Annotated in this window: 18 protein-coding genes; 5 read left to right on the top strand and 13 right to left on the bottom strand. The window is 70.2% G+C overall.

Annotated features, from left to right (window positions below; translation table 11 throughout):
- Positions 1-3: 3 nt before the first annotated feature.
- From QM792_RS00520 to QM792_RS00480, 9 genes are all read right to left on the bottom strand, one after another.
- Positions 4-819: a LytR/AlgR family response regulator transcription factor gene (locus QM792_RS00520; RefSeq protein WP_415147216.1), complete on the bottom strand. Its 816-nt coding sequence runs from the start codon at positions 817-819 to the stop codon at positions 4-6.
- The gene (locus QM792_RS00515) at positions 816-2000 is read right to left on the bottom strand and encodes a sensor histidine kinase (RefSeq protein WP_415147215.1); all 1185 of its coding nucleotides are present in this window, start codon (positions 1998-2000) and stop codon (positions 816-818) included. The genes QM792_RS00520 and QM792_RS00515 overlap by 4 nt, the downstream gene beginning before the upstream one ends.
- A 79-nt stretch (positions 2001-2079) precedes the next feature.
- Positions 2080-3972 carry a TRAP transporter large permease gene (locus QM792_RS00510; protein ID WP_415147214.1) on the bottom strand — a complete coding sequence of 631 codons (1893 nt, stop codon included), beginning with the start codon at positions 3970-3972 and terminating at the stop codon, positions 2080-2082.
- Positions 3969-4631 (bottom strand): TRAP transporter small permease subunit, encoded by a 663-nt coding sequence (locus QM792_RS00505; RefSeq protein ID WP_415147213.1) that lies wholly within the window; start codon positions 4629-4631, stop codon positions 3969-3971. Before QM792_RS00505 ends, QM792_RS00510 begins: the two co-directional genes overlap by 4 nt.
- A 93-nt stretch (positions 4632-4724) precedes the next feature.
- Complete coding sequence (locus QM792_RS00500; RefSeq protein ID WP_415147212.1) at positions 4725-5837, bottom strand: TRAP transporter substrate-binding protein; 1113 nt, start codon at positions 5835-5837, stop codon at positions 4725-4727.
- Between the two features lie 153 nt (positions 5838-5990).
- A complete protein-coding gene (locus QM792_RS00495; RefSeq protein WP_415147211.1) occupies positions 5991-6557 on the bottom strand; it encodes a YceI family protein in 567 nt (188 codons plus the stop codon).
- Positions 6558-6596: 39 nt separating this feature from the next.
- Complete coding sequence (locus QM792_RS00490) at positions 6597-7163, bottom strand: YceI family protein (protein ID WP_415147210.1); 567 nt, start codon at positions 7161-7163, stop codon at positions 6597-6599.
- 25 nt (positions 7164-7188) lie between these two features.
- Entirely contained in the window at positions 7189-7728 is a 540-nt protein-coding gene (locus QM792_RS00485) for a cytochrome b (protein WP_415147209.1), read from the bottom strand.
- Between the two features lie 156 nt (positions 7729-7884).
- The gene (locus QM792_RS00480; protein ID WP_415147208.1) at positions 7885-11466 is read right to left on the bottom strand and encodes an indolepyruvate ferredoxin oxidoreductase family protein; all 3582 of its coding nucleotides are present in this window, start codon (positions 11464-11466) and stop codon (positions 7885-7887) included.
- Between the two features lie 139 nt (positions 11467-11605).
- Here QM792_RS00480 and QM792_RS00475 point away from each other — a divergent pair, with 139 nt between their 5' ends.
- A complete protein-coding gene (locus tag QM792_RS00475; RefSeq protein ID WP_415147207.1) occupies positions 11606-12157 on the top strand; it encodes an Lrp/AsnC family transcriptional regulator in 552 nt (183 codons plus the stop codon).
- 6 nt (positions 12158-12163) lie between these two features.
- Here the strand turns inward: QM792_RS00475 and QM792_RS00470 are convergent, their stop codons facing one another.
- The gene (locus QM792_RS00470) at positions 12164-13303 is read right to left on the bottom strand and encodes a murein transglycosylase A (RefSeq protein ID WP_415147206.1); all 1140 of its coding nucleotides are present in this window, start codon (positions 13301-13303) and stop codon (positions 12164-12166) included.
- On the opposite strand from QM792_RS00470, the gene QM792_RS00465 reads away from it, so the two are divergent.
- Positions 13302-13427 (top strand): hypothetical protein, encoded by a 126-nt coding sequence (locus QM792_RS00465; RefSeq protein ID WP_415147205.1) that lies wholly within the window; start codon positions 13302-13304, stop codon positions 13425-13427. The two genes, QM792_RS00470 and QM792_RS00465, sit on opposite strands and share 2 nt — an antisense overlap.
- Here QM792_RS00465 and QM792_RS00460 read toward each other — a convergent pair.
- Both QM792_RS00460 and apaG read right to left on the bottom strand, forming a co-directional pair.
- Positions 13419-15437: a site-specific recombinase gene (locus QM792_RS00460; RefSeq protein WP_415147204.1), complete on the bottom strand. Its 2019-nt coding sequence runs from the start codon at positions 15435-15437 to the stop codon at positions 13419-13421. The two genes, QM792_RS00465 and QM792_RS00460, sit on opposite strands and share 9 nt — an antisense overlap.
- On the bottom strand, positions 15434-15808 hold the full coding sequence (gene apaG / locus QM792_RS00455) for a Co2+/Mg2+ efflux protein ApaG (protein ID WP_415147202.1): 375 nt from the start codon (positions 15806-15808) through the stop codon (positions 15434-15436). Before apaG ends, QM792_RS00460 begins: the two co-directional genes overlap by 4 nt.
- Positions 15809-15845: 37 nt before the next feature.
- On the opposite strand from apaG, the gene rpe reads away from it, so the two are divergent.
- The gene (gene rpe, locus QM792_RS00450; protein WP_415147201.1) at positions 15846-16526 is read left to right on the top strand and encodes a ribulose-phosphate 3-epimerase; all 681 of its coding nucleotides are present in this window, start codon (positions 15846-15848) and stop codon (positions 16524-16526) included.
- A 15-nt stretch (positions 16527-16541) separates the two neighbouring features.
- Here rpe and napF read toward each other — a convergent pair whose 3' ends face one another.
- The gene (napF, locus tag QM792_RS00445; RefSeq protein ID WP_415147200.1) at positions 16542-17036 is read right to left on the bottom strand and encodes a ferredoxin-type protein NapF; all 495 of its coding nucleotides are present in this window, start codon (positions 17034-17036) and stop codon (positions 16542-16544) included.
- 68 nt (positions 17037-17104) lie between these two features.
- On the opposite strand from napF, the gene QM792_RS00440 reads away from it, so the two are divergent.
- Both QM792_RS00440 and napA read left to right on the top strand, forming a co-directional pair.
- Positions 17105-17473 carry a chaperone NapD gene (locus QM792_RS00440; protein ID WP_415147198.1) on the top strand — a complete coding sequence of 123 codons (369 nt, stop codon included), beginning with the start codon at positions 17105-17107 and terminating at the stop codon, positions 17471-17473.
- 94 nt (positions 17474-17567) lie between these two features.
- Positions 17568-20114, top strand: a complete 2547-nt coding sequence (gene napA, locus QM792_RS00435; RefSeq protein WP_415147197.1) for a nitrate reductase catalytic subunit NapA — start codon at positions 17568-17570, stop codon at positions 20112-20114.
- The last annotated feature ends 89 nt before the right edge of the window (positions 20115-20203 follow it).

Genomic DNA, 20203 nt, shown 5'->3' with positions numbered 1-20203 from the left:
GCGCTACATGCCCTTGAACAGCCCGGCGAAGCCGCGGCTCACCTCGAGCTTCTCGGGGTGGCCCTTGACGCTGACGATCTGGCGGCCGCGCAGGTCGCGGGCGACGCCGGCGATCGCCTTCACGTTGACCAGCGTCGAGCGGTGGATCTGCCAGAACAGCTCGGCGTCCAGCTCCTCGGCCAGCTCCTTGATCGGCTTGCGGATCAGCGCTTCCACGCTCGCGGTCTGCACGCGCGTGTACTTCTCGTCGGAGACGAAGAACAGCACGTCTTCCACCGGGATCATCTGGATGCTCTGGCCGACGCTGGCCTGGACCCACTTCAGCCGCGGCGCCGCCGCCGGGTTCATGTGCGCGGCGAGTTTCTGCAGCAGCGGCTGCATGCCGGCCAGCGACGGGCCCTCGCCGCGCTCGCGCTGCGCCAGGCGTTTGCGGATGCGCTCGGCGGTGCGCGCCAGGCGCTCGCGCTCGGCCGGCTTGAGCACGTAGTCGACCGCGCCCTGCTCGAAGGCCTGGACCGCGTATTCGTCGTAGGCGGTGACGAAGACGATCTCGCAGCCGGCCCAGCCGCCGCTGTCGTCGCTGCCGGCGTCGCCCTCGGCGGGCAGTTGCGCGATCGCGCGCGCCGCCTCGACGCCCGTCATGCCCGGCATGCGGATGTCGAGGAACACGACGTCCGGCCGGTGCTGCGCGGCGAGCTGCACCGCCTCGGCGCCGTTTTTCGCCTCGGCGACGATCTCCAGCCCGGGCCAGGCCTCGGCCAGCCGCGCGCGCAACTGCTCGCGCATCAGCCGTTCGTCGTCGGCGATCAGGGCCTTCATGCGCTCATCGTAGCGTCGTCGCTGCCGTCGGCCGGACGCGCCACGTAGGGCACGGTGATCGTCACCCGGGTGCCGCCGCCCGGGTTCTCGGCCACCGTCAGCGAGGCCTTGGCGCCGTACAGCAGCGCCAGCCGCTCGCGGATGTTGTTCAGCCCGATGCCGGTGCCGGCGGTGGCCGCGCGGCCGAAGCCGACGCCGCTGTCGGCCACCGTCACGGCCAGCTTGCCGTGCACGATCTGCGCCGCCACCGACAGCGTGCCGCCCTCGGGCTGGGGCTCCAGGCCGTGCTTGACGGCGTTTTCCACCAGGCTCTGGATCATCATCGGCGGGAAGGCCGCCGAGCGCAGGCCCTCGGGCACGTCGATCGCGGTGGCCAGGCGGTCTTCCATGCGCACCTTGAGGATTTCGAGGTAGGGCGTGATCACCGCCATCTCGCGGCCGAGGTCGCGCACGCCGCCGCCGGCGCCGCTGGCCTCGCGCATCGTCGGCATGCTGGCGCGCAGCAGCGCGATCAGGTTCTTCTGCATCACCGAGGCGCGCTTCGGGTCGGTTTCGATCAGGTGGTCGATCGAGGCCAGCGTGTTGAACAGGAAGTGCGGCTCCACCTGCGCCTGCATCGCCGCCATGCGCGCCTCCACCACCTGGCGCTTGAGCTGCTCGGCCTCGGCGGTCTCGGTGGCCTGCGCCGCCTTCACCTCGGCCTGCAGGCGGCCCTTGTAGGTGATCTTCAGGATGATCGACATCGCGATCCACAGAAAGGCCAGGGTCGGCAGCTCGTCGCCGAGCGTGAAGTAGTCGCGCTGGCGGCGCGGCGCGATGTGTACGGTGATGTCGTCGTCGCGCGCCTCGGCGGTGTCTTCGGCGTCCTCGGCTTGCCCGGCGGCGGACGCCGGTGCCGACGCCGCGCTGGCCGCGCCCGCGGGCGGCACCGCCTTGCGGCTGCGCTCGATGTGCACGATGGAGGGCGGCGGCGCGGCGTCGGCCGGCGTCCACTGCGGGATGCGGATGTTGAACGGCGGCACGTTCTGCGCGACGCCGGCGACCACCAGCAGCAGCAGCGACAGCGCGATGAACTTCCACCAGCTCACCGCCGCCAGCCAGCCGCCGTAGGCGTGGTAGCCGCGCACCACGGCGGCCTTGAAGGCGGCCCAGCGGCCGGGGTCGGAAGGGTGGCTCGTCATCGCGGCCGACTGTACGGCCGCGCCGCACGGCGCGCGAGCCCGTTGCGACAGGCTGCGCGCCGCGCCGACGGGCTGCGGATCAGCCGTACAGGTAGTTCGGCAGCCAGAGCGTCAGGCCGGGCCAGAGGTACATGATCACCATGCACGCGATCACGATCAGCATGTACGGCATCATGCCGGCGAAGATCTGGTTGAGCGTCACGTGCGGCGGGCTCACCCCCTTGAGGTAGAAGGCCGACATCGCCACCGGCGGTGACAGGAAGGCCGCCTGCAGGTTGACGAACACCAGCGTGCCGAACAGCAGCGGGTCGATCTGGAAGTGCGACAGCAGCGGCAGGAAGATCGGCACGAAGATCACGATGATCTCGGTCCACTCCAGCGGCCAGCCGAGGATGAAGATGATCGCCTGCGACAGCAGCAGGAACTGCACCGGCGTCAGGTTCATCGCCATGATCCACTGCTCCACCAGGCTCTGCCCGCCGAGGATGGCGAACACCGCAGAGAACAGCGCCGAGCCGACGAACAGCCAGCACACCATCGCGGTCGTCTTGGCGGTCAGGAACACCGCCTCCTTGATGCGCTGGAAGGTCAGCGTGCGCGCCTGCCAGGCCATCAGGAAGGCGCCGGCCGCGCCCACCGCGGCCGACTCGGTGGCGGTGGTGATGCCGAACAGGATCACGCCCAGCACCACCAGCGTCAGCACCGTCAGCGGCATCACCGAGGTGATCAGCATGCGCAGGATCTCGAACTGCTCGGCGTCGAGGTTGCGGTAGTAGTACGCCAGCAGCAGCAGCGTCGCCACGCACACCGCGGCGAAGCCGCTGTAGAAGCCGTCGGGCACCAGCGTGATGTGCTGGTCGGGCCGGATGTCGGTACCGAGCTGCTGCAGCCCGCCTTCGTCGCCGCCGCCGCTGCGCGCGGGGGCTTCCGAGCCGGGCGGCTCCTGCAGCCCGCCGCTGTCGGCGCCGGGCGGTTCCTGCAGGCCGCCACCCGCGCCGGGCGGCTCCTGCACGCCTGCGGCGGCCGGCGTGGCCGCGACGGCGCTCACCGCCGCCGGCGCGGCCTGCGGCACGTTGTCCTTCAGCGAATAGATCGTCACGTACCACCACACCGTGCCCAGGCACACCAGCGCCAGCAGCAGCGGCACCAGCGCCCGCACCAGGTTGGCCAGCAGCATGCCGAAGCCGACCTGCGCTTCGGCCGGCGCGGCGGCGCGCGAGGGCAGCAGCAGCGCGCGCAGCAGCGCCGGCAGCATGAAGCGCGACTGGTGGTCGCGCAGCCAGGCCACGAACGGCGAGATCGGCACGCTCATCTGCCCGGGCGGCAGCTTGGGCGCCACCTTCGGGTTGAGCAGCGCCCAGCCGAGGATGTAGGCGAGGTACAGCAGCGAGAGGAAGAAGCCGGGGAACATCGCCGCCGCGTAGAGCTTGACCACCGACTGCCCGGCCACCGCCGCGTAGACGATGATCATCACCGAGGGTGGGATCAGGATGCCCAGCGTGCCGCCGGCGGTGATCACGCCGGCCGCCAGGCGGGTGTCGTAGCCGGCCTTGAGCATGGGGCGGAAGGCGATCACGCCCATCAGCACCACCACCGCGCCGACCAGCCCGCTGGCGATGCCCCAGAAGGTGCAGACGATCAGTGTCGTCACCGCCAGCGAGGCCGGCACGCGCCGGAACGCGAGCTGCACGCTGTGGAACATCTTGTCGACCAGCGCGCCACGCTCCATCACGTAGCCCATCAGCACGAACAAGGGAATCGACAGCAGCGTCTCGTTGGTCATCGCGCCGAAGGCGCGCTGCACCATCAGGTCGAACACCTGGTTGTCCAGCCAGTGCGCGGCCGGGTTGTAGAAGGCGATGAAGCCGAAGAACATGCCCAGCCCCATCAGCGTGAACGCCGTCGGGAAGCCGAGCAGGATCACCACGACGATGAGGCCGAGCATCGTCAGCCCGAGTGCCGCGTTGCTCATGACTTCGCTCCGCTGATGCGCTGCTGCGCCGCCATTTCCTCGATGTGCTTCGCGCTCTCGATCGCCGCGCGGCGCGCCTCGTCGTCGACGTACTCGCTCTTGGCGAGCTGCTGCTCGACGACGTCGATCTCCTCGGCGTCCTTCAGCCGCTCGGTCCACTGGCCGGTCTTCAGGCAGGCCACGCAGCGGATCATCTCGGCGATGCCCTGCATCAGCAGGATCGCGCCGGCCACCGGGATCACGAACTTGAACGGGTACACCGGCAGCGGCGTCGCGTTGAAGGTCTGCTCGTGGATGCGCAGCGAGTCGCCGAAGTAGTCCCAGCCGGAGATCGTCAGCGCCAGCACGCCGGGCAGGAAGAAGACGCCGTACAGCACGAGGTCGAGCGCGGCCTGCGTGCGCGGCTTGAAGCTGCCGTACAGGAAGTCGCCGCGCACGTGGCCGTCGTGCGCCAGCGCGTAGGCGCCGCACAGCATGAACAGCGAGCCGTACATCATGTTGTTGACGTCGAAGATCCACGCCGTCGGGGCGTTCAGCGCGTAGCGCTTGAACACCTCGGCGCAGACCACCACCGTGAGCGCGACGATCAGCCACGAGGCGGCCTTGCCGACCCAGGTGCTGATGCGGTCCGCGGTATGCAGGAGCGATTGGACGTTCATCGGAGGTGGGCCGCGAGGCCCGCGCAGACAAGAAATCGGCCATCCGGTCGACGGATGGCCGTGGTGGGGCGGCGTGCTGCCGTTGCGGCGGCCTTACTTCTTGCCGAAGTAGTGGTTGTAGGCCATCTTGTAGTCGACCATGTAGTCGTTCTGCCACGGGATCACGCGCTGCGCGTAGGCGCGCTGCGAGTCGAGCACCTTCTTGAACGTGGGGTTCTCACCCGACTTCTTGGCGACCACCTTGTCCCAGGCGTCGAGCTGCGCGCGCAGGATCGCGTCGGGCGTCTTGTAGAAGCTGACGCCGGCCTTCTTCATCTCCTGGTAGTCGCGCGAGTTGCGCTCGATGGCCTTCCAGCTCATGTCGGCGCTCGAGGCCTCGACGGCGACGTCGATCGCCTTCTTCAGCTCGGCCGGCAGGCCGTTGTACTTCGGGCCGTTGAACAGGATCTCGAACTGCTCGCCCGACTGGTGGAAGCTCTGCAGCATGCAGTTCTTGGCCACGTCGGGGAAGCCGAGCACACGGTCGGAGCTGGCGTTGTTGAACTCGGCCGCGTCGATCAGGCCGCGGTCCAGCGCCGGCACGATCTCGCCGCCGGGCAGCGGGTTGACCGCCGCGCCCAGCTCGGTGAACACGTCGACCGCCAGGCCGACGGTGCGGTACTTCAGCCCCTTGATGTCCTCGACGCGAGCGATCGGCTTCTTGAACCAGCCCAGCGGCTGGGTCGGCATCGGGCCGTAGAGGAAGGACTTCACGTCCAGGCCGAGCGCCTTGTAGATCTCGACGAGCAACGCCTCGCCGCCGCCGTAGTAGTGCCAGGCGAGCACCATGTTCGGGTCCATGCCGAAGGCCGGGCCCGAGCCCCACAGCGCCAGCGCCGAGTTCTTGCCGTAGTGGTAGGCCACCACGCCGTGTCCGCCGTCGAGCGTGCCCTTGGCCACCGCCTCGAGCAACTGGAAGGCCGGCACCACCGCGCCGGCGGGCAGCACCTCGATCTTCAGGCGGTTGCCCGCCATGTCGTTGACCTTCTTGGCGAAGTCGTTGGCGTACTCGTGGAAGATGTCCTTGGCGGGCCAGGTGCTCTGGAAGCGCAGCGTGGTGGTCTGCGCGTTGGACACCATCGGCGCGGCCATCGCGCCGGCGGCCACCGTGGTGGTGGCGGCGGACTTCAGGAAGCGGCGGCGCGGGGCGGGCGTGGGCTTGCTCATCGAGGGGTCTCCGTTGTTGGTGCGGCTGTGGAAGAACGAGCCCTGACTCTCTCGTCCGGCCACCGCCGCATCAAGTGGGTAAAACCCTTCGAACTGCTGTTCAAGATATGAACAGCCGCTGCGCCCGCGCCGCGCGGGATGCCTCGCCGACTCTTATTGCTTGATCGCCTCGATCTGGATCAGCAGGCGGATGTTGTCGGGAATACCCGGCAGGCCGTAGACGAGCCCGTACTGGCTGCGCACCAGCGTGGTCTCGAAGTCGCCGCCGCACACCTCGCGCTTGAGCATCGGGCTCTGGAAGCAGTTGAAGCCGGTGGCCTTGAGCGTCACCGGGTTGCTCTTGCCCGCCAGCGTCAGCGTGCCCGACACCTCGCTGACCTTGTCGCCGTCGAAGACGAACTTGTCGCCGACGAACTTCGCGCTCGGGTGGCTGGCGACGTCGAAGAAGTCCTTGCCCTTCAGGTGGCCGTCGAGCGGGCCGACGCCGGTGCTGACCGAGCTCAGGTCGATGGTGATCTCGGCCTTGCCGGTCTTGGCGGCGCGGTCGATCTGCACGCTGCCGTCCTTCTTCTCGAAGCGGCCGCGCAGCGTCGAGGTGCCGGCGTGCTTGGCCTCGAAGTAGACGAAGGTGTGCGTCGGCTCGACGTGGTAGGTCGCGCTCTGCGCTTGGGCGAGGCCGGCGGCGGCCAGCAGGGCCGTGGCGAGCAGGGTCTTGGTCATGAGCGGGTGTTCTCCTGGGTAGGGTGGTTGGGAAATCGGTCAGATCGGGCCGACGCCCGTCAGCGCGAGCTTGAAGCGCACCTGCACGTCGTCGGCGACCATCGAGGTGTCCTTCCAGTCGCCGTCGCCGATGCGGAAGGCCAGGCGCTTGAGAACGAAGCTGCCGGTCGCGGTGGTGTTGGCGCCGGACTGCGCCAGCGTCACCGGCACGACGACGTTCTGCGCCGTGCCCTTGATCGTCAGCGTGCCGGCCACCTCGTACCTGCCGGGGCCGGTGGCCTTGGCGGCGGTGCTCTTGAAGGTGGCCTGCGGGAATTTCTTCGTATCGAACCAGTCGGGCTTGACGATCTCGGCCTCCGTCTCGGCCGAGCCCAGCGACGCGCTGGCCAGGTCGACGGTGAAGGCGATCGCCGCGGCCTCGGGCTTCTTGGGATCGAACGCCACCTTGGCGTCGAACTTGCGGAACTTGCCGTCCACCGGCACGCCCATCTGCTTGCTGGTGAAGGCGATCTCGCTGCCCGCGCCGACGAGCTGCTGCGCGCCGGCCGGCGCGGCGATGAAGACGGCGGCCAGCGCGAGCGTGCCGGTGGCGAGGAGGGTTCTCATGGTGTGGCTTCTTTCTTGTCGGTGTTCAGGCGCGGCCGGGGCGCATGCGGTTCAGCAGGCCATCGCGGTCGACGAAGTGGTGCTTGAGCGCCGCGCCGACGTGCCCCAGCACCAGCACGGCCATCGTGAAGGCGAGGATCTTGTGCAGAGGCTTGATGGCCTCTGCGAGTTCCTTGTCGGGTGAAACAAAATCCGGCAGCGGCAGCACGCCGAACAGCACCACCGGAAAGCCCGCCGCCGAACTGTAGGCCCAGCCGGCCAGCGGCACGGCGAAGAACAGCAGGTACAGCAGCATGTGGGTGGCGTGCGAGGCGCGGCGCTGCCACGCGGGCATGGGCACGTCGGGCGGCGGGCGGTGCGTGAGCCGCCACAGCAGGCGCAGCGCCGACAGCGTCAGGATGCAGATGCCGGCCCACTTGTGCCAGTTGTAGAGCTTCAGGCGCTGCGGCGACATCGGCAGGCCGCTCATGTAGAGGCCCATGCAGAAGGCGCCGATCAGCGCCAGCGCGAGCAGCCAGTGCAGCGCGATGGCGGGCAGGGTGTAGCGGGTGGAGGTGTCGGGCATGGTCGTCGGGCATGGCGTGAACCGATGCCCGGGACTTTAGCCGCGACCGTTCAATCGCGTTTCACGTCGCTTGACGTGAGCGTTCAAATGGACTGGCGGGTCCTCGAGGCGGCAAAAGGGCCGTCCGGGGCGCCCGCGCCGCGCCGATGTCAACAGTCAAGCGGCGCGCCTGGCCTCGCCGCCGTCGCGCCATTGCCCCATCAGCCCGCTCCACTTGACCCGCGCCGCCGCGAGATGGCGCGCCTTGACGTGGCCGTAGCCGCGGATCTCTTCCGGGATGCGCGCGATCTCGACGGCCAGCGCGAGATTGGCTGCCGACAGCGTGCGCAACACTTCCTCGATGCACTCGCGGTACTCGCCGATCAGCGCGCGCTCGGCGCGGCGCTCCTCGCTGCGGCCGAAGGGGTCGAAGGCCGTGCCGCGCAGGCCCTTCAACTTCGCCAGCACGCCGAAGGCCGAGCGCATCCACGGCCCGTAGGCCTGCTTGAGCGGCTCGCCCTGGGCGTTGGTCTTGGCCAGCAGCGGCGGCGCGAGGTGGTGCACCAGCTTCACGTCGCCGTCGAACATGTCGGCCAGCTTCTTCGTGAAGGCGGCGTCGGTGTGCAGCCGCGCGACTTCGTACTCGTCCTTGTAGGCCATCAGCTTGAATAGGTAGCGCGCCACCGCCTCGCTGAGCTTCGTGCCGCCGAGGCCGGATTCGGCCTGCCGCACCTTGTCGACGAAGGCCCGGTACTGCGCCGCGTAGGCCGCGTTCTGGTAGCCGGTGAGGAAGTCGACGCGCTTGGCAATCACTTCGTCGAGCGAGGGCTTCCTGACGAACTCGATCACCGCCGCCGCCGCGAACAGCGAGCGCACCGCCGCGAGATCGTGCGCACAGCGCCGGCCCCACTCGAAGGCGGCCTGGTTGTTCTGCACCTGCACGCCGTTGAGCTCGAAGGCGCGCATCAGTGCCGCGTGGCTCAGCGGCACGCGGCCCTTCTGCCACGCATAGCCCAGCAGCAGCGGGTTGGTGAAGATCGAGTCGCCCACCAGTTGCACCGCGGCCTGCTCGGCGTCGAAGCTGCCGACCATCTGCGCGCCCACCGCCGCGGCCAGCGCGGCCTCGCAGCTTCCGCCCGGGAACTGCCAGTCGGGGTTGCGCACGAAGGCGGCGGTCGGCGTGCCGTGGGTGTTCAGCGCCACGAAGCTGCGGCCCTCGCGCATCACGCTCATCGTGTACTTGTTGGCGCCGACGATGGCGTCGCAGGCGATCACGAGGTCGGCCTTGGCGGTGTCGACCTTGGTGGTGTGGATCGCCTCGGGCCGGTTGGCGATCTGGATGTGGCTCCAGGTGGCGCCGCCTTTTTGCGCCAGGCCGCCGGCGTCCTGCGTGACGACGCCGCGGCCTTCCAGGTGCGCGGCCACGCCGAGCAACTGGCCGATGGTGATGACGCCGGTGCCGCCGACGCCGCCGACCACGATGCCCCAGGGCTGCTCGGTGACGGGCAGCGCCGGCTCGGGCAGCGGCGGCAGCGATGACAGGTCGCCGCGAATTTCCTTCTTCGCCTTCTTCAAGGCGCCGCCTTCGACGGTGACGAAGCTCGGGCAGAAGCCCTTCAGGCAGGAGAAGTCCTTGTTGCAGGTGTTCTGGTTGATGCGGCGCTTGCGGCCGAACTCGGTCTCGACCGGCTCCACGCTCAGGCAGTTCGATTGCACCGAGCAGTCGCCGCAGCCTTCGCACACCAGTTCGTTGATCACCACCGTCCTGGCCGGCGTCGCCAGCTTGCCGCGCTTGCGGCGGCGGCGCTTCTCGGTGGCGCAGGTCTGGTCGTAGATGATCGCGGTGGTGCCGGGAATCTCGCGGAACTGGCGCTGGATCGCATCCAGCTCGTCGCGGTGGTGCACCGTGATGCCGGGCTCCAGCCTTCCCTTCACGTCCGGGCCGTCGTACTTCTGCGGCTCGTCGCTGACGATGACGATCTTCTTGACGCCCTCGGCGGCGAGGCTCTTCTGGATCTGCATCACCGAGTGGCCCTCGGGGCGCTCGCCCACCTGCTGGCCGCCGGTCATCGCGACCGCGTCGTTGTAGAGGATCTTGTAGGTGATGTTGACGCCGGCGGCGATGGACTGGCGGATCGCCAGCAGGCCGCTGTGGAAGTAGGTGCCGTCGCCGAGGTTGGCGAACACGTGCGCGTCCTTGGTGAACGGCGCCTGGCCGACCCAGGCCACGCCCTCGCCGCCCATCTGGCTGAAGGTGCTGGTGCTGCGGTCCATCCACACCGACATGAAGTGGCAGCCGATGCCGGCCATCGCGCGCGAGCCTTCCGGCACGCGCGTGCTGGTGTTGTGCGGGCAGCCGCTGCAGAACCAGGGCGCGCGATCGCCGGTGTCGATCTTCAGCGCGGCCATGGCCCGCTCGCGCTGTGCGATCACGTCGAGCCGCGCGTCCATGCGCGCCGCCACCTCGCTGCCCGCCGGCGCGAAGCCGAGCTTCCTGAGCCGCTTGGCGATCGCCTTGGCGATGATCGCCGGCGTCAGGTCGGCCTTGGCGCGCAGCAGCCAGTTGTCGCTCGGGTTGGGCATCGACCATTCGCCGCCGGAGAGGTCGCCCTCGGGCTCGTCGAACTTGCCCAGCACGTTGGGCCGCACGTCGGCGCGCCAGTTGTACAGCTCTTCCTTGATCTGGTATTCGATGACCTGGCGCTTCTCCTCGACGACCAGGATCTCCTGCAGCCCTTGCGCGAACTCGCGCGTGATGGTGGCTTCGAGCGGCCACACCACGTTGACCTTGTGCAGCCGGATGCCGAGCTGGCGGCAGCGCGCGTCGTCCAGGCCCAGGTCGGCCAGCGCCTGGCGCGTGTCGTTGTAGGCCTTGCCGCTGGCGATGATGCCGAAGCGGTCGTTCGGCCCCTCGATCACGTTGTGGTTGAGCCGGTTGGCGCGCACGTAGGCCAGCGCCGCGTACCACTTGTGGTCGAACAGGCGCGCCTCCTGCTCCAGCGCCGCGTCGGGCCAGCGGATGTGCACGCCGCCGGGCGGCATCGTGAAATCCTCGGGCAGCACGATCCTCACGCGGTCGGGGTCGACGCTCACCGAGGCCGACGACTCCACCACCTCCTGGATGGTCTTCATGCCGGCCCAGACGCCGGCGTAGCGGCTCATCGCGAAGGCGTGCAGGCCCATGTCGAGGATGTCCTGCACGCTCGACGGGAAGAACACCGGCAGCCCGCAGGCCTTGAAGATGTGGTCGCTCTGGTGCGCCGCGGTGCTGCTCTTGGCGACGTGGTCGTCGCCGGCGATCGCGATCACGCCGCCGTGCTTCGCGGTGCCGGCCATGTTGGCGTGCTTGAAGACGTCGGAGCAGCGGTCCACGCCCGGGCCCTTGCCGTACCAGATGCCGAACACGCCGTCGTACTTCTTCGATTGCGGGTAGAGGTCGAGCTGCTGCGTGCCCCACACCGCGGTGGCGCCCAGCTCCTCGTTGACGCCGGGCTGGAAGACGATGTGGTTGGCCTCCAGGTGCTTCTTCGCCGCCATCAGCGCCTGGTCGTAGCCGCCCAGCGGCGAGCCGCGGTAGCCGCTGACGAAGCCGCCGGTGTTCAGCCCGGCGGCGAGGTCGCGCTGGCGCTGCAGCATCGGCAGCCGCACCAGCGCCTGCACGCCGCTCATGAAGGCGCGGCCGTGGGCCAGGCTGTACTTGTCGTCGAGCGAGGCGCTTTCCAGGGCCTTGCGGACCGCCTCGGGCAGGGGTGCGTTCATGGGGCGTCGCTCCTTGGTTGGGCTCGGACGAGTGTAGGGATTCGCCGCGGTGAAGTGCTTTCTTTCGTTGCCGTGTCAGGCATTGGTCGAGAAACGATCTTGCGTCTGGACGCCTTGAACAAGCAAAATCTCGCCGTCCATGCGCACTCAAGGGAAAACCCCAGATCCGGCGCCGGCACCCGCCGGGCCCGCCGAAGCGCATGGCGCGAACCTCGATCGTTTCGACATCGCCATCCTGCGCGAGTTGCAGCACGAAGCGCGCCTGTCCAACGCCGAGCTGGCCGCGCGCATCGGCCTGTCGGCCGCGCCCACCTGGCGGCGCGTGCGCTGGCTGGAGGAGCAGGGCTTCATCACCGGCTACCGCGCCGAGATCGACCGGCGCAAGATCGGCCTGGGCGTGCTTGCCTTCGTGCGCATCGACGCCGACCGCAACACCGCCGAGGCGACGCGCGTGCTCGAAGAGGCGATCCGCCGCCAGCCCGAGGTGATCTCGTGCCACTACATCTCGGGCTCGGGCACCTTCGAGCTGCAGGTGATGGCCACCGACCTCGACGCCTTCTCGCGCTTCGCGCTCGACGCGCTGATCAGCCTGCCGCACGTGAAGGACGTGCACACCAGCTTCTCGCTCGGCGAGGTGAAGTCGGGCGGCGTGCTGCCGCTGGGCCACCTCAAGGCGGCGGGCGGCGCATGACTCGCTTCAACGTGGCCAGAGCACCCACATGCGCAGCGGCTGCTTCATGCGCCCGGCCTGCGCCTCGGCGTCTTCGCCCCAGCCCCAGAAATAGTCGGCGCGCACCGCGCCGGTGATCGCACTGCCGGTGTCCTGCGCCATCACGAGGCGGCGCAGCGGCGTGGCCGACAGCGGCTCGGTGGTGTCCAGCCACACCGGCGTGCCGTAGGGAATCGACTGCGGATCGACCGCGATCGAACGCCCCGGCGTCAGCGGCACGGCCTGCGCGCCCTTGGGGCCGACGTTCGGGTCGGGCAGCGCCTCTTCCTTGAAGAACACGTAGCGCGGGTTGCTCCACAGCAGCTCGTTCAGGCGCTTGGGGTTGGCGCGCGCCCAGGCCTTGATGGCCGGCCAGGAAGCCTCGCCGGGCTTCAGCTCGCCCTGCTCGATCAGCCAGCGGCCCACCGACTTGTAGGGCTGGTCGTTGTGGCCGGCGTAGGCCACGCGCACCTGGCGCTTGCTGCCGTTCGCCTCGGTCAGCAGCAGCCGGCCCGAGCCCTGCACCTGCAGCAGCAGCGCGTCGAGCGGGTCGGCCACGAAGGCCAGCTCGCGGCCGCGCAGCGCGGCCTGCGCGGCGGGCAGCGAGTCGATCTGGCGGCGTGTCCACCACGGCTTGCGCGCGGCCAGGTCGTCGGGCAGCGCGTGCAGCGGCACGCGGTAGGGCGCGCGCGCCTCGCGCCGCGCCGCCACCAGCGGCTCGAAGTAGCCGGTGGCCAGGCCCTCGGCGTTGCCGTCGAGGCTCTCGACGCGGTAGGGCCGCACTCGCTGCCGCAGCCAGGCGCGCGCCTCGGCGTCGCCGGCCGGCGTGAAGCCGCGCGCCGCGGCGCAGACGCCCTCCCAGCCCGGCGCGGGCTTCTCGCAGCCGCGCTGCAAGGCGGGCCACAGCTCGCGCGTCGTGTCGGCGTCCCAGCCGGGCAGTTCGCTCCAGTCGGCCGGCTGCCAGCGCGCGCGGTTGCGCACCAGGGGCGCACTGGCCGCCGGCGCCGCGGCGGCGGCGGGTTCGGGAGCGGGTGCGCGCGGGGGGTCGGGTTCGGGCGTCACGGCGCAGGCCGCCAGCCCTCCTAGAATCGCCGCGCCCATCAATGCGCGGCATCGAGACATCGTCATGGGGTTGATTCTGCTGGAAGCGCTAGGCGCGCTCGCCGTCCTGCTGCTGATCGTGTGGTGGACGATGTTCTCCGGGCGCCGCAAGGGCGAGCGCCGGCGCGACGACGAGCGCGATTCAGGCTGAGTCCTTCGGCGGGAACAGGAACGACAGCGGCGCATGCCGCAGCCGCGCGCGGATCGCGCGGTAGATGCGGCTGCGGTCGGCCAGGCGGATGCCGCGCGAGCGCAGCGCGACCCGGAAGGCCAGCGCGAAGCTGACCGTCAGGTTCAGCACGCCGGTGGCCGCGATGCCGGCCACGCACCACCAGAACGCGCCCTCGCGCAGCAGCCCGACGCCGAGCGCGCCCAGCGCCGCGGCGAGCTGGCCGGTGGACAGCGTGACGTGGCGCACCTCCAGCGGCAGGGCGAAGAAGCTCGCGACGGCCGGCGCCAGGCCCAGCATCAGGCCCAGCGAGACGTTGGCCGTGAGCCCCGAGACGTTGGCGCGCCACCAGGCGCCCCAGCGCTGCGCGCGCGCCGCGCCGAGCAGCGCGATCGAGCGCGGGTTCCAGGCGATGGCGCTGTCGAGCCGGTGCCACACGAACCAGTTCTCCGCCCAGCCGGCGACGATGGAGCTGGCGAACAGCAGCACGCCGGTGAAGGCGGCGTAGAGCGCCGTCGGGCCGAGCAGCGTGATGGCGTGCAGCACGTGTTCGGCCTCGTGCGGCCCGACCAGCGGCGCGCCGAAGACCGCCCGCGCCGCGAGCTGCGCGGCCAGCACCAGCGGGCCGGCGAGCATCAGGTTGCCGAAGATGCCGGCGGCCTGCGAACGGATCAGGTGCGCCACCTCGTCGACGAAGGCCTCGACGCGCGCGTCGTCGCTGACGTCGTTCAGTTTCTCGGCCATCGCCGGCGCGGTCATCGCCGGCTGCTTGGTCGCCACCGTCCAGTGCATCAGGTGGATCAGCACGAAGCTGGCCGCGTAGTTGAGGCCGGCCGCGAGCCCGGCCCAGAACGCCGCCAGGCCGAGCGCGCCGATCAGGAACTTGACGAAGGTGGTGCCGGCGATCACCGCGCCGCCGCCGGCGGCGGCGCGCAGCATCGCGCGGTACTCGGCGCGGTCGCGCGTGATGTAGTGCTCGCCGGTCTCGGCGCTGCGCTCGGCCACCTTGCGCGCCAGCAGCGAGTAGTGGCGCTCGAACAGGCTGCGGATGCCGCGCCGCGCCTGCGCCTCCTGCGCCAGCGCGGCGATCAGGCGCAGCATCTCGCGCGCCGGCCGCGGCGCGAGCAGCGTGTTCAGCAGCGCCTCGATGCGCTCGCAGCGCGCGCGCAACTGGTCGCTCTCGAACACCACGTTGACCGACACGCCGTACTGCTCGAGGTGCGCGCTCACGCTGGCCGCGGCGCGCCGGCAGGCCTCGAGCGCCGCGCGCAGGTACTGCGCCTCCTGCAGCAGCGCGCCGCCGTCGCCGGAGCGCGCGTGCTCGCCGAGCCGCTCGGCGCTGCGCGCGAGCTGGCGGAACGGGTCGTCGGCGAGCAGCTCGGCGCTCATGCGCTGGCGCAAAGCGCCCGAGTGGCCCGAGGCGCGCACCGCCGCGGCGAGGTAGGCGATGCCGTCGAGCAGCGGCTCGCGCCAGTCGCCGGCCTGCGCGGCCAGCGGCGCCAGCGCGCCGCTCAGGCGCGCCAGCGTGTCGTCGTCGATCTCCGCCAGCCACTGCGCGTCGCGCCCGCTCGGGAACAGCAGCGCGAACAGTTCGCCCAGGTCCTGCGTCTCGGGCGTGATCGGCAGCAGGCGCAGCCGCAGGCGCTGGCCCAGCTCGCCGAAGAAGTTCATGCGCGGCGCGAAGCCGAAGTCGGCCAGCAGCGCGACGGTGTCGACCTCGCGCCAGAAGCGCGCCAGCAGCGCGCCGACCGCGAGGCGGTGCTCGTCGTGGCGCTGCAGCACGTTGAGCAGGTGCTTCAGCCGCAGCACCGGCAGCGGCGTGGCGCGTTCGGCCTCGCCGTCCAGCGGCGCGCGGCGCAGCCACTCCATCAGCCGCACCAGCCAGAGCTGGCGCTCGGCCAGCGGCGCCTTCGGGTCGGCGGCGTTGAGCAGCGCGGTCAGGTCCCAGCCGGCGGCGCGCGCCCGGCCGCCGCCCGCGGCGCCGGCGCTCAATGCAGTGTCGCCGCGGCGGCCAGCGCGAACTCCGGCACCGCGGCGTCGAAGGGCTGCGCGTCTTCCGTCATGCAGAAGAACGTGCCGCGCATGCTGCCGTGCGGCGTGGCGATGCGCGTCCAGCTCGTGTATTCGAAGTGCTCGCCGGGGCGCAGCAGCGGCTGGTGGCCGACCACCGCGAGGCCGCGCACTTCCTCCGTGCGGCCCTCGCCGTCGGTGATGATCCAGTGGCGCGCGATCAGCTGCGCGGCGACGTCGCCGGTATTGCGGATCGTGATCGTGTAGGCGAAGGCGTGCTGGCCGCGGGCCGGGTCGGATTGCTCGGGCAGCGGGCGTACCACGACGGTGTTGGTGAACTCGGGTCGTGCCATGGCGGCGCATTCTAGGAGCGCACCTAGAATTCTTCCCATGAGTACCTACCGCATCGCCCCGAGCATCCTGTCCGCCGATTTCGCGCGTCTGGGCGAGGAGGTGCGCAACGTGCTCGCGGCCGGCGCGGATTGGGTCCATTTCGACGTGATGGACAACCACTACGTGCCCAACCTGACCTTCGGCCCGATGGTCTGCGAGGCGCTGCGCCCGCATGCCGTGAAGCCCGACGGCAGCCGGGCGCCGATCGACGTGCACCTGATGGTGCAGCCGGTCGACGCGCTCGCCGCCGCCTTCGCCAAGGCCGGCGCCGACCTGGTCAGCTTCCACCCCGAGGCGAGCGCACACGTCGACCGCACGCTGCAGTTGATCCAGGCCGAAGGCTGCCGCGCCGGCCTGGTGTTCAACCCGGCCTCGCCGCTGGACGTGCTGGAGTGGGTGATCGACAAGGTCGACCTGGTGCTGATCATGAGCGTCAACCCGGGCTTCGGCGGGCAGAGCTTCATCCCGGCGGCGCTGAAGAAGGTCGAGAAGGCGCGCCGGATCATCGACGCGAGCGGCCGCGACATCCGCCTGGAGGTCGACGGCGGCATCAAGGTCGACAACATCCGCGCCGTGGCCGATGCCGGCGCCGACACCTTCGTCGCCGGCAGCGCGATCTTCGGCCAGCGCGACTACAAGGCCGTCATCGACGCGATGCGCGCGCGGCTGGCGGGCTGACCCGCCGCGCCGCGCTCAGCGCAGGCCGATCGCGCCCACCGGGCAGACGCCCACGCAGTCGCCGCAGCCGGTGCAGGCCTGCGCATCGACGCGCAACTGCGCGATGCCGCCCAAGGCCGGCGCGAAGCGCAGCGCGCGCGCCTCGCAGGCGTCGCCGCAGACGCGGCATTCGACGCCGCGCCGGTTCAGGCACGCGGCGCCGACCTCGACGCGCCAGGCGAAGGCCTGCGCCACCCGCTCGCGGTCGATCGCGTGGCTCTGGCAGACGGCGGCGCACTCGCCGCACAGGCTGCAGCCGGCGCTGTCGAAGCGGATCTCCGGGTAGCCGCCGTCGCCCGCGTGCAGCACGCCGCGCGGGCAGGCGCGCAGGCAGTCGCCGCAGCGTGTGCAGGCGGCGCGGAAGGCGTCGCCGGGCCGCAGCGACCAGGGCGGGCGCGGCCGCTCGGCGGCGCGCGGCGCCTCGGTGTCGGCGATGCGGCCGCGCAGGAATGATCGGCGTCGCGGGTCCATCGTGCTCGATTCAGGGGCGGTCCGGGAGTTGATGCGCATCAAGATGGTGCGCCGGCTGTGCCCGCACAGTGCGGCATCACACAAGAACGGAGCACAGGGTGAGCATTCTCGGCGCAATCGTGCGGACCCGCCCGCGCGATCTCGATGCGGTGCTGGCGCGCGCCGGCGTGCTGCCGGGCGTGGACATCGCGCTGAACCCCGGCGACGGCCGGCTGGTGCTGGTGCTGGAAGACGCCGAGCTCGACGGCACGGCGGCCAGCGCCGCCGCGACGCTGGCCAGCATCGCGCTGTGGCCCGAGGTGCTGGACACCTCGCTGGTCTACGAATACTCCGGCCCCGACGCGCCGCCGGCCGGCGGCGCCGCCGTCGAGGACTACCGAGCCTGGCGCGGCAGCCTGAAGGATTGGGCTGGCGGCTCCAGCGCAGGCGGTTCTTGAACTGCTTCAACGACAAGACCCTGTCGCGAGCACAGGATCGAACCGAAACGAACAGACCCCCCGAAGGCGCCCCGCGCCGCATGGAGAACGCCAGATGCAAGCGACCCGCCGTGACTTCCTCAAGACCCAGGCCCTGACCGCCAGCGCCGCCGCGGCCGGCATCCCGATCACCGCCGTCGGCGCGCCCGCCGCCGCGCCTTCGCGCGACGCCGCGGTGCGCTGGGACAAGGCGCCGTGCCGCTTCTGCGGCACCGGCTGCGCGGTGATGGTGGGCGTGCAGGACGGCCGCGTCGTCGCCACGCAGGGCGACCCCGACGCGCCGGTCAACCGCGGGCTGAACTGCATCAAGGGCTACTTCCTGTCCAAGATCATGTACGGCAAGGACCGCCTGACCACGCCGCTGCTGCGCAAGAAGGACGGCAAGTACGACAAGAACGGCGAGTTCGTGCCGGTGAGCTGGAACGAGGCCTTCGACCTGATGGCCGTGAAGTGGAAGGAAGCACTCAAGAGCGACGGCCCGGCCGGCGTCGGCATGTTCGGTTCCGGCCAATGGACGATCTTCGAGGGCTACGCGGCGGCCAAGCTGATGAAGGCGGGCTTGCGCTCCAACAACCTCGACCCGAACGCGCGCCACTGCATGGCCAGCGCCGTGACCGGCTTCATGCGCACCTTCGGCATCGACGAGCCCATGGGCTGCTACGACGACATCGAGCAGGCCGACGCCTTCGTGCTGTGGGGCTCGAACATGGCCGAGATGCACCCGGTGCTGTGGAGCCGCATCACCGACCGGCGGCTGTCGAACCCGAACGTCAAGGTGGTGGTGCTGTCCACCTTCGAGCACCGCAGCTTCGACCTGGCCGATTCGGGGCTGATCTTCGTGCCGCAGACCGACCTGGCGATCCTGAACTACATCGCCAACTACCTGATCACGAACAAGAAGGTCGACATGGACTTCGTCAGGAAGCATGTCAACTTCAAGAAGGGCGTGGACGACATCGGCTACGGCCTGCGCCCGGCGCACGCGCTGGAGAAGGACGCCAAGAGCAACGGCTATCCCGGCGCCGACGGCAAGCCCAAGGGCAACCCGAACGACTCGACGCCCAGCAGCTTCGAGGAGTTCGCCAGGTTCGTCGGCGAGTACACCGCCGAGAAGGTCAGCAAGCTCTCGGGCGTGCCGGTCAAGCAGCTCGAGGACCTGGCCAAGCTGTACGCCGACCCCAAGGTCAAGGTGATGTCGCTGTGGACGATGGGCTTCAACCAGCACACGCGCGGCACCTGGGCCAACAACATGGTCTACAACATCCACCTGCTGACCGGCAAGATCAGCCAGCCGGGCAACAGCCCGTTCTCGCTGACCGGGCAGCCCAGCGCCTGCGGCACCGCGCGCGAGGTGGGCACCTTCGCGCACCGGCTGCCGGCCGACATGGTGGTCACCAACCCCGAGCACCGCAAGCACAGCGAGGAGATCTGGGGCCTGCCCGAAGGCACGCTGCCCGGCAACATCGGCCTGCACGCGGTGGCGCAGAGCCGCGCGCTGAAGGACGGCAAGCTCAAGTGCTACTGGACCAGCACGACCAACAACATGCAGGCCGGGCCGAACATCAACGGCGAGATCCTGCCCGGCTGGCGCAACCCGGCCACCTTCGTGGTGGTCAGCGACGCCTACCCGACCGTCAGCGCGATGGCCGCCGACCTGATCCTGCCCTCGGCGATGTGGGTCGAGAAGGAAGGCGCCTTCGGCAACGCCGAGCGCCGCACGCAGTTCTGGCGCCAGCAGGTCGACGCGCCCGGCCAGGCCCGCAGCGACCTGTGGCAGTACATCGAGTTCAGCAAGCGCTTCAAGGTCGAGGAGGTGTGGCCGGCCGAGCTGATCGCCAAGAAGCCCGAACTGAAGGGCAAGACGCTGTTCGACGTGCTCTACAGGAACGGCAAGGTCGACAAGTACCCGCTGGCCGATTTGTCCAAGGTGAACGGCAAGTACATCAAGGGCTACGCCAACGCCGAGAGCAAGGAGCTGGGCTTCTACCTGCACAAGGGCCTGTTCGAGGAATACGCCGAGTTCGGCCGCGGCCACGGCCACGACCTCGCGCCCTTCGACACCTACCACGAGGTGCGCGGCCTGCGCTGGCCGGTGGTGGACGGCAAGGAGACGCTGTGGCGCTTCCGCGAGGGCTACGACCCCTACGTCAAGAAAGGCGAGGGCGTGCGCTTCTACGGCAACAAGGACGGCCGCGCGAACATCTTCGCGCTGCCCTACCAGCCCGCCGCCGAGAGCCCCGACAAGGACTACGACCTGTGGCTGTGCACCGGCCGCGTGCTGGAGCACTGGCACACCGGCTCGATGACGCGCCGCGTCGGCGAACTGCACCGCGCGGTGCCCGAGGCGGTGGTGTTCATGCACCCCGACGACGCCAAGGACCGCGGCATCCAGCGCGGCATGCAGGTCAAGCTCGCGTCGCGGCGCGGCGAGATCACCGCGCACGTCGAGACCAAGGGCCGCAACAAGGTGCCGCGCGGGCTGGTGTTCATCCCCTTCTTCGACGAGGGCCGGCTGGTCAACAAGCTGACGCTGGACGCCACCTGCCCGATCTCGAAGGAGACCGACTTCAAGAAGTGCGCCGTGAAGGTGACGCGCGCCTGACATGACCCACCCCCGGAGCACCTTCGGTGCTCCCCCTCGAGGGGGCGCCGCCAGCGGCCCGGCAAAGCCGGTTCCGCGGCGTCCGCTTG

The sequence above is a fragment of the Piscinibacter sp. genome, assembly GCF_047600445.1.
Taxonomy (GTDB): Bacteria; Pseudomonadota; Gammaproteobacteria; order Burkholderiales; family Burkholderiaceae_C; genus Piscinibacter.
The sequence above is the reverse complement of the archived record's forward strand: the minus strand, read 5'-3'. Positions and strand labels throughout refer to the sequence as shown.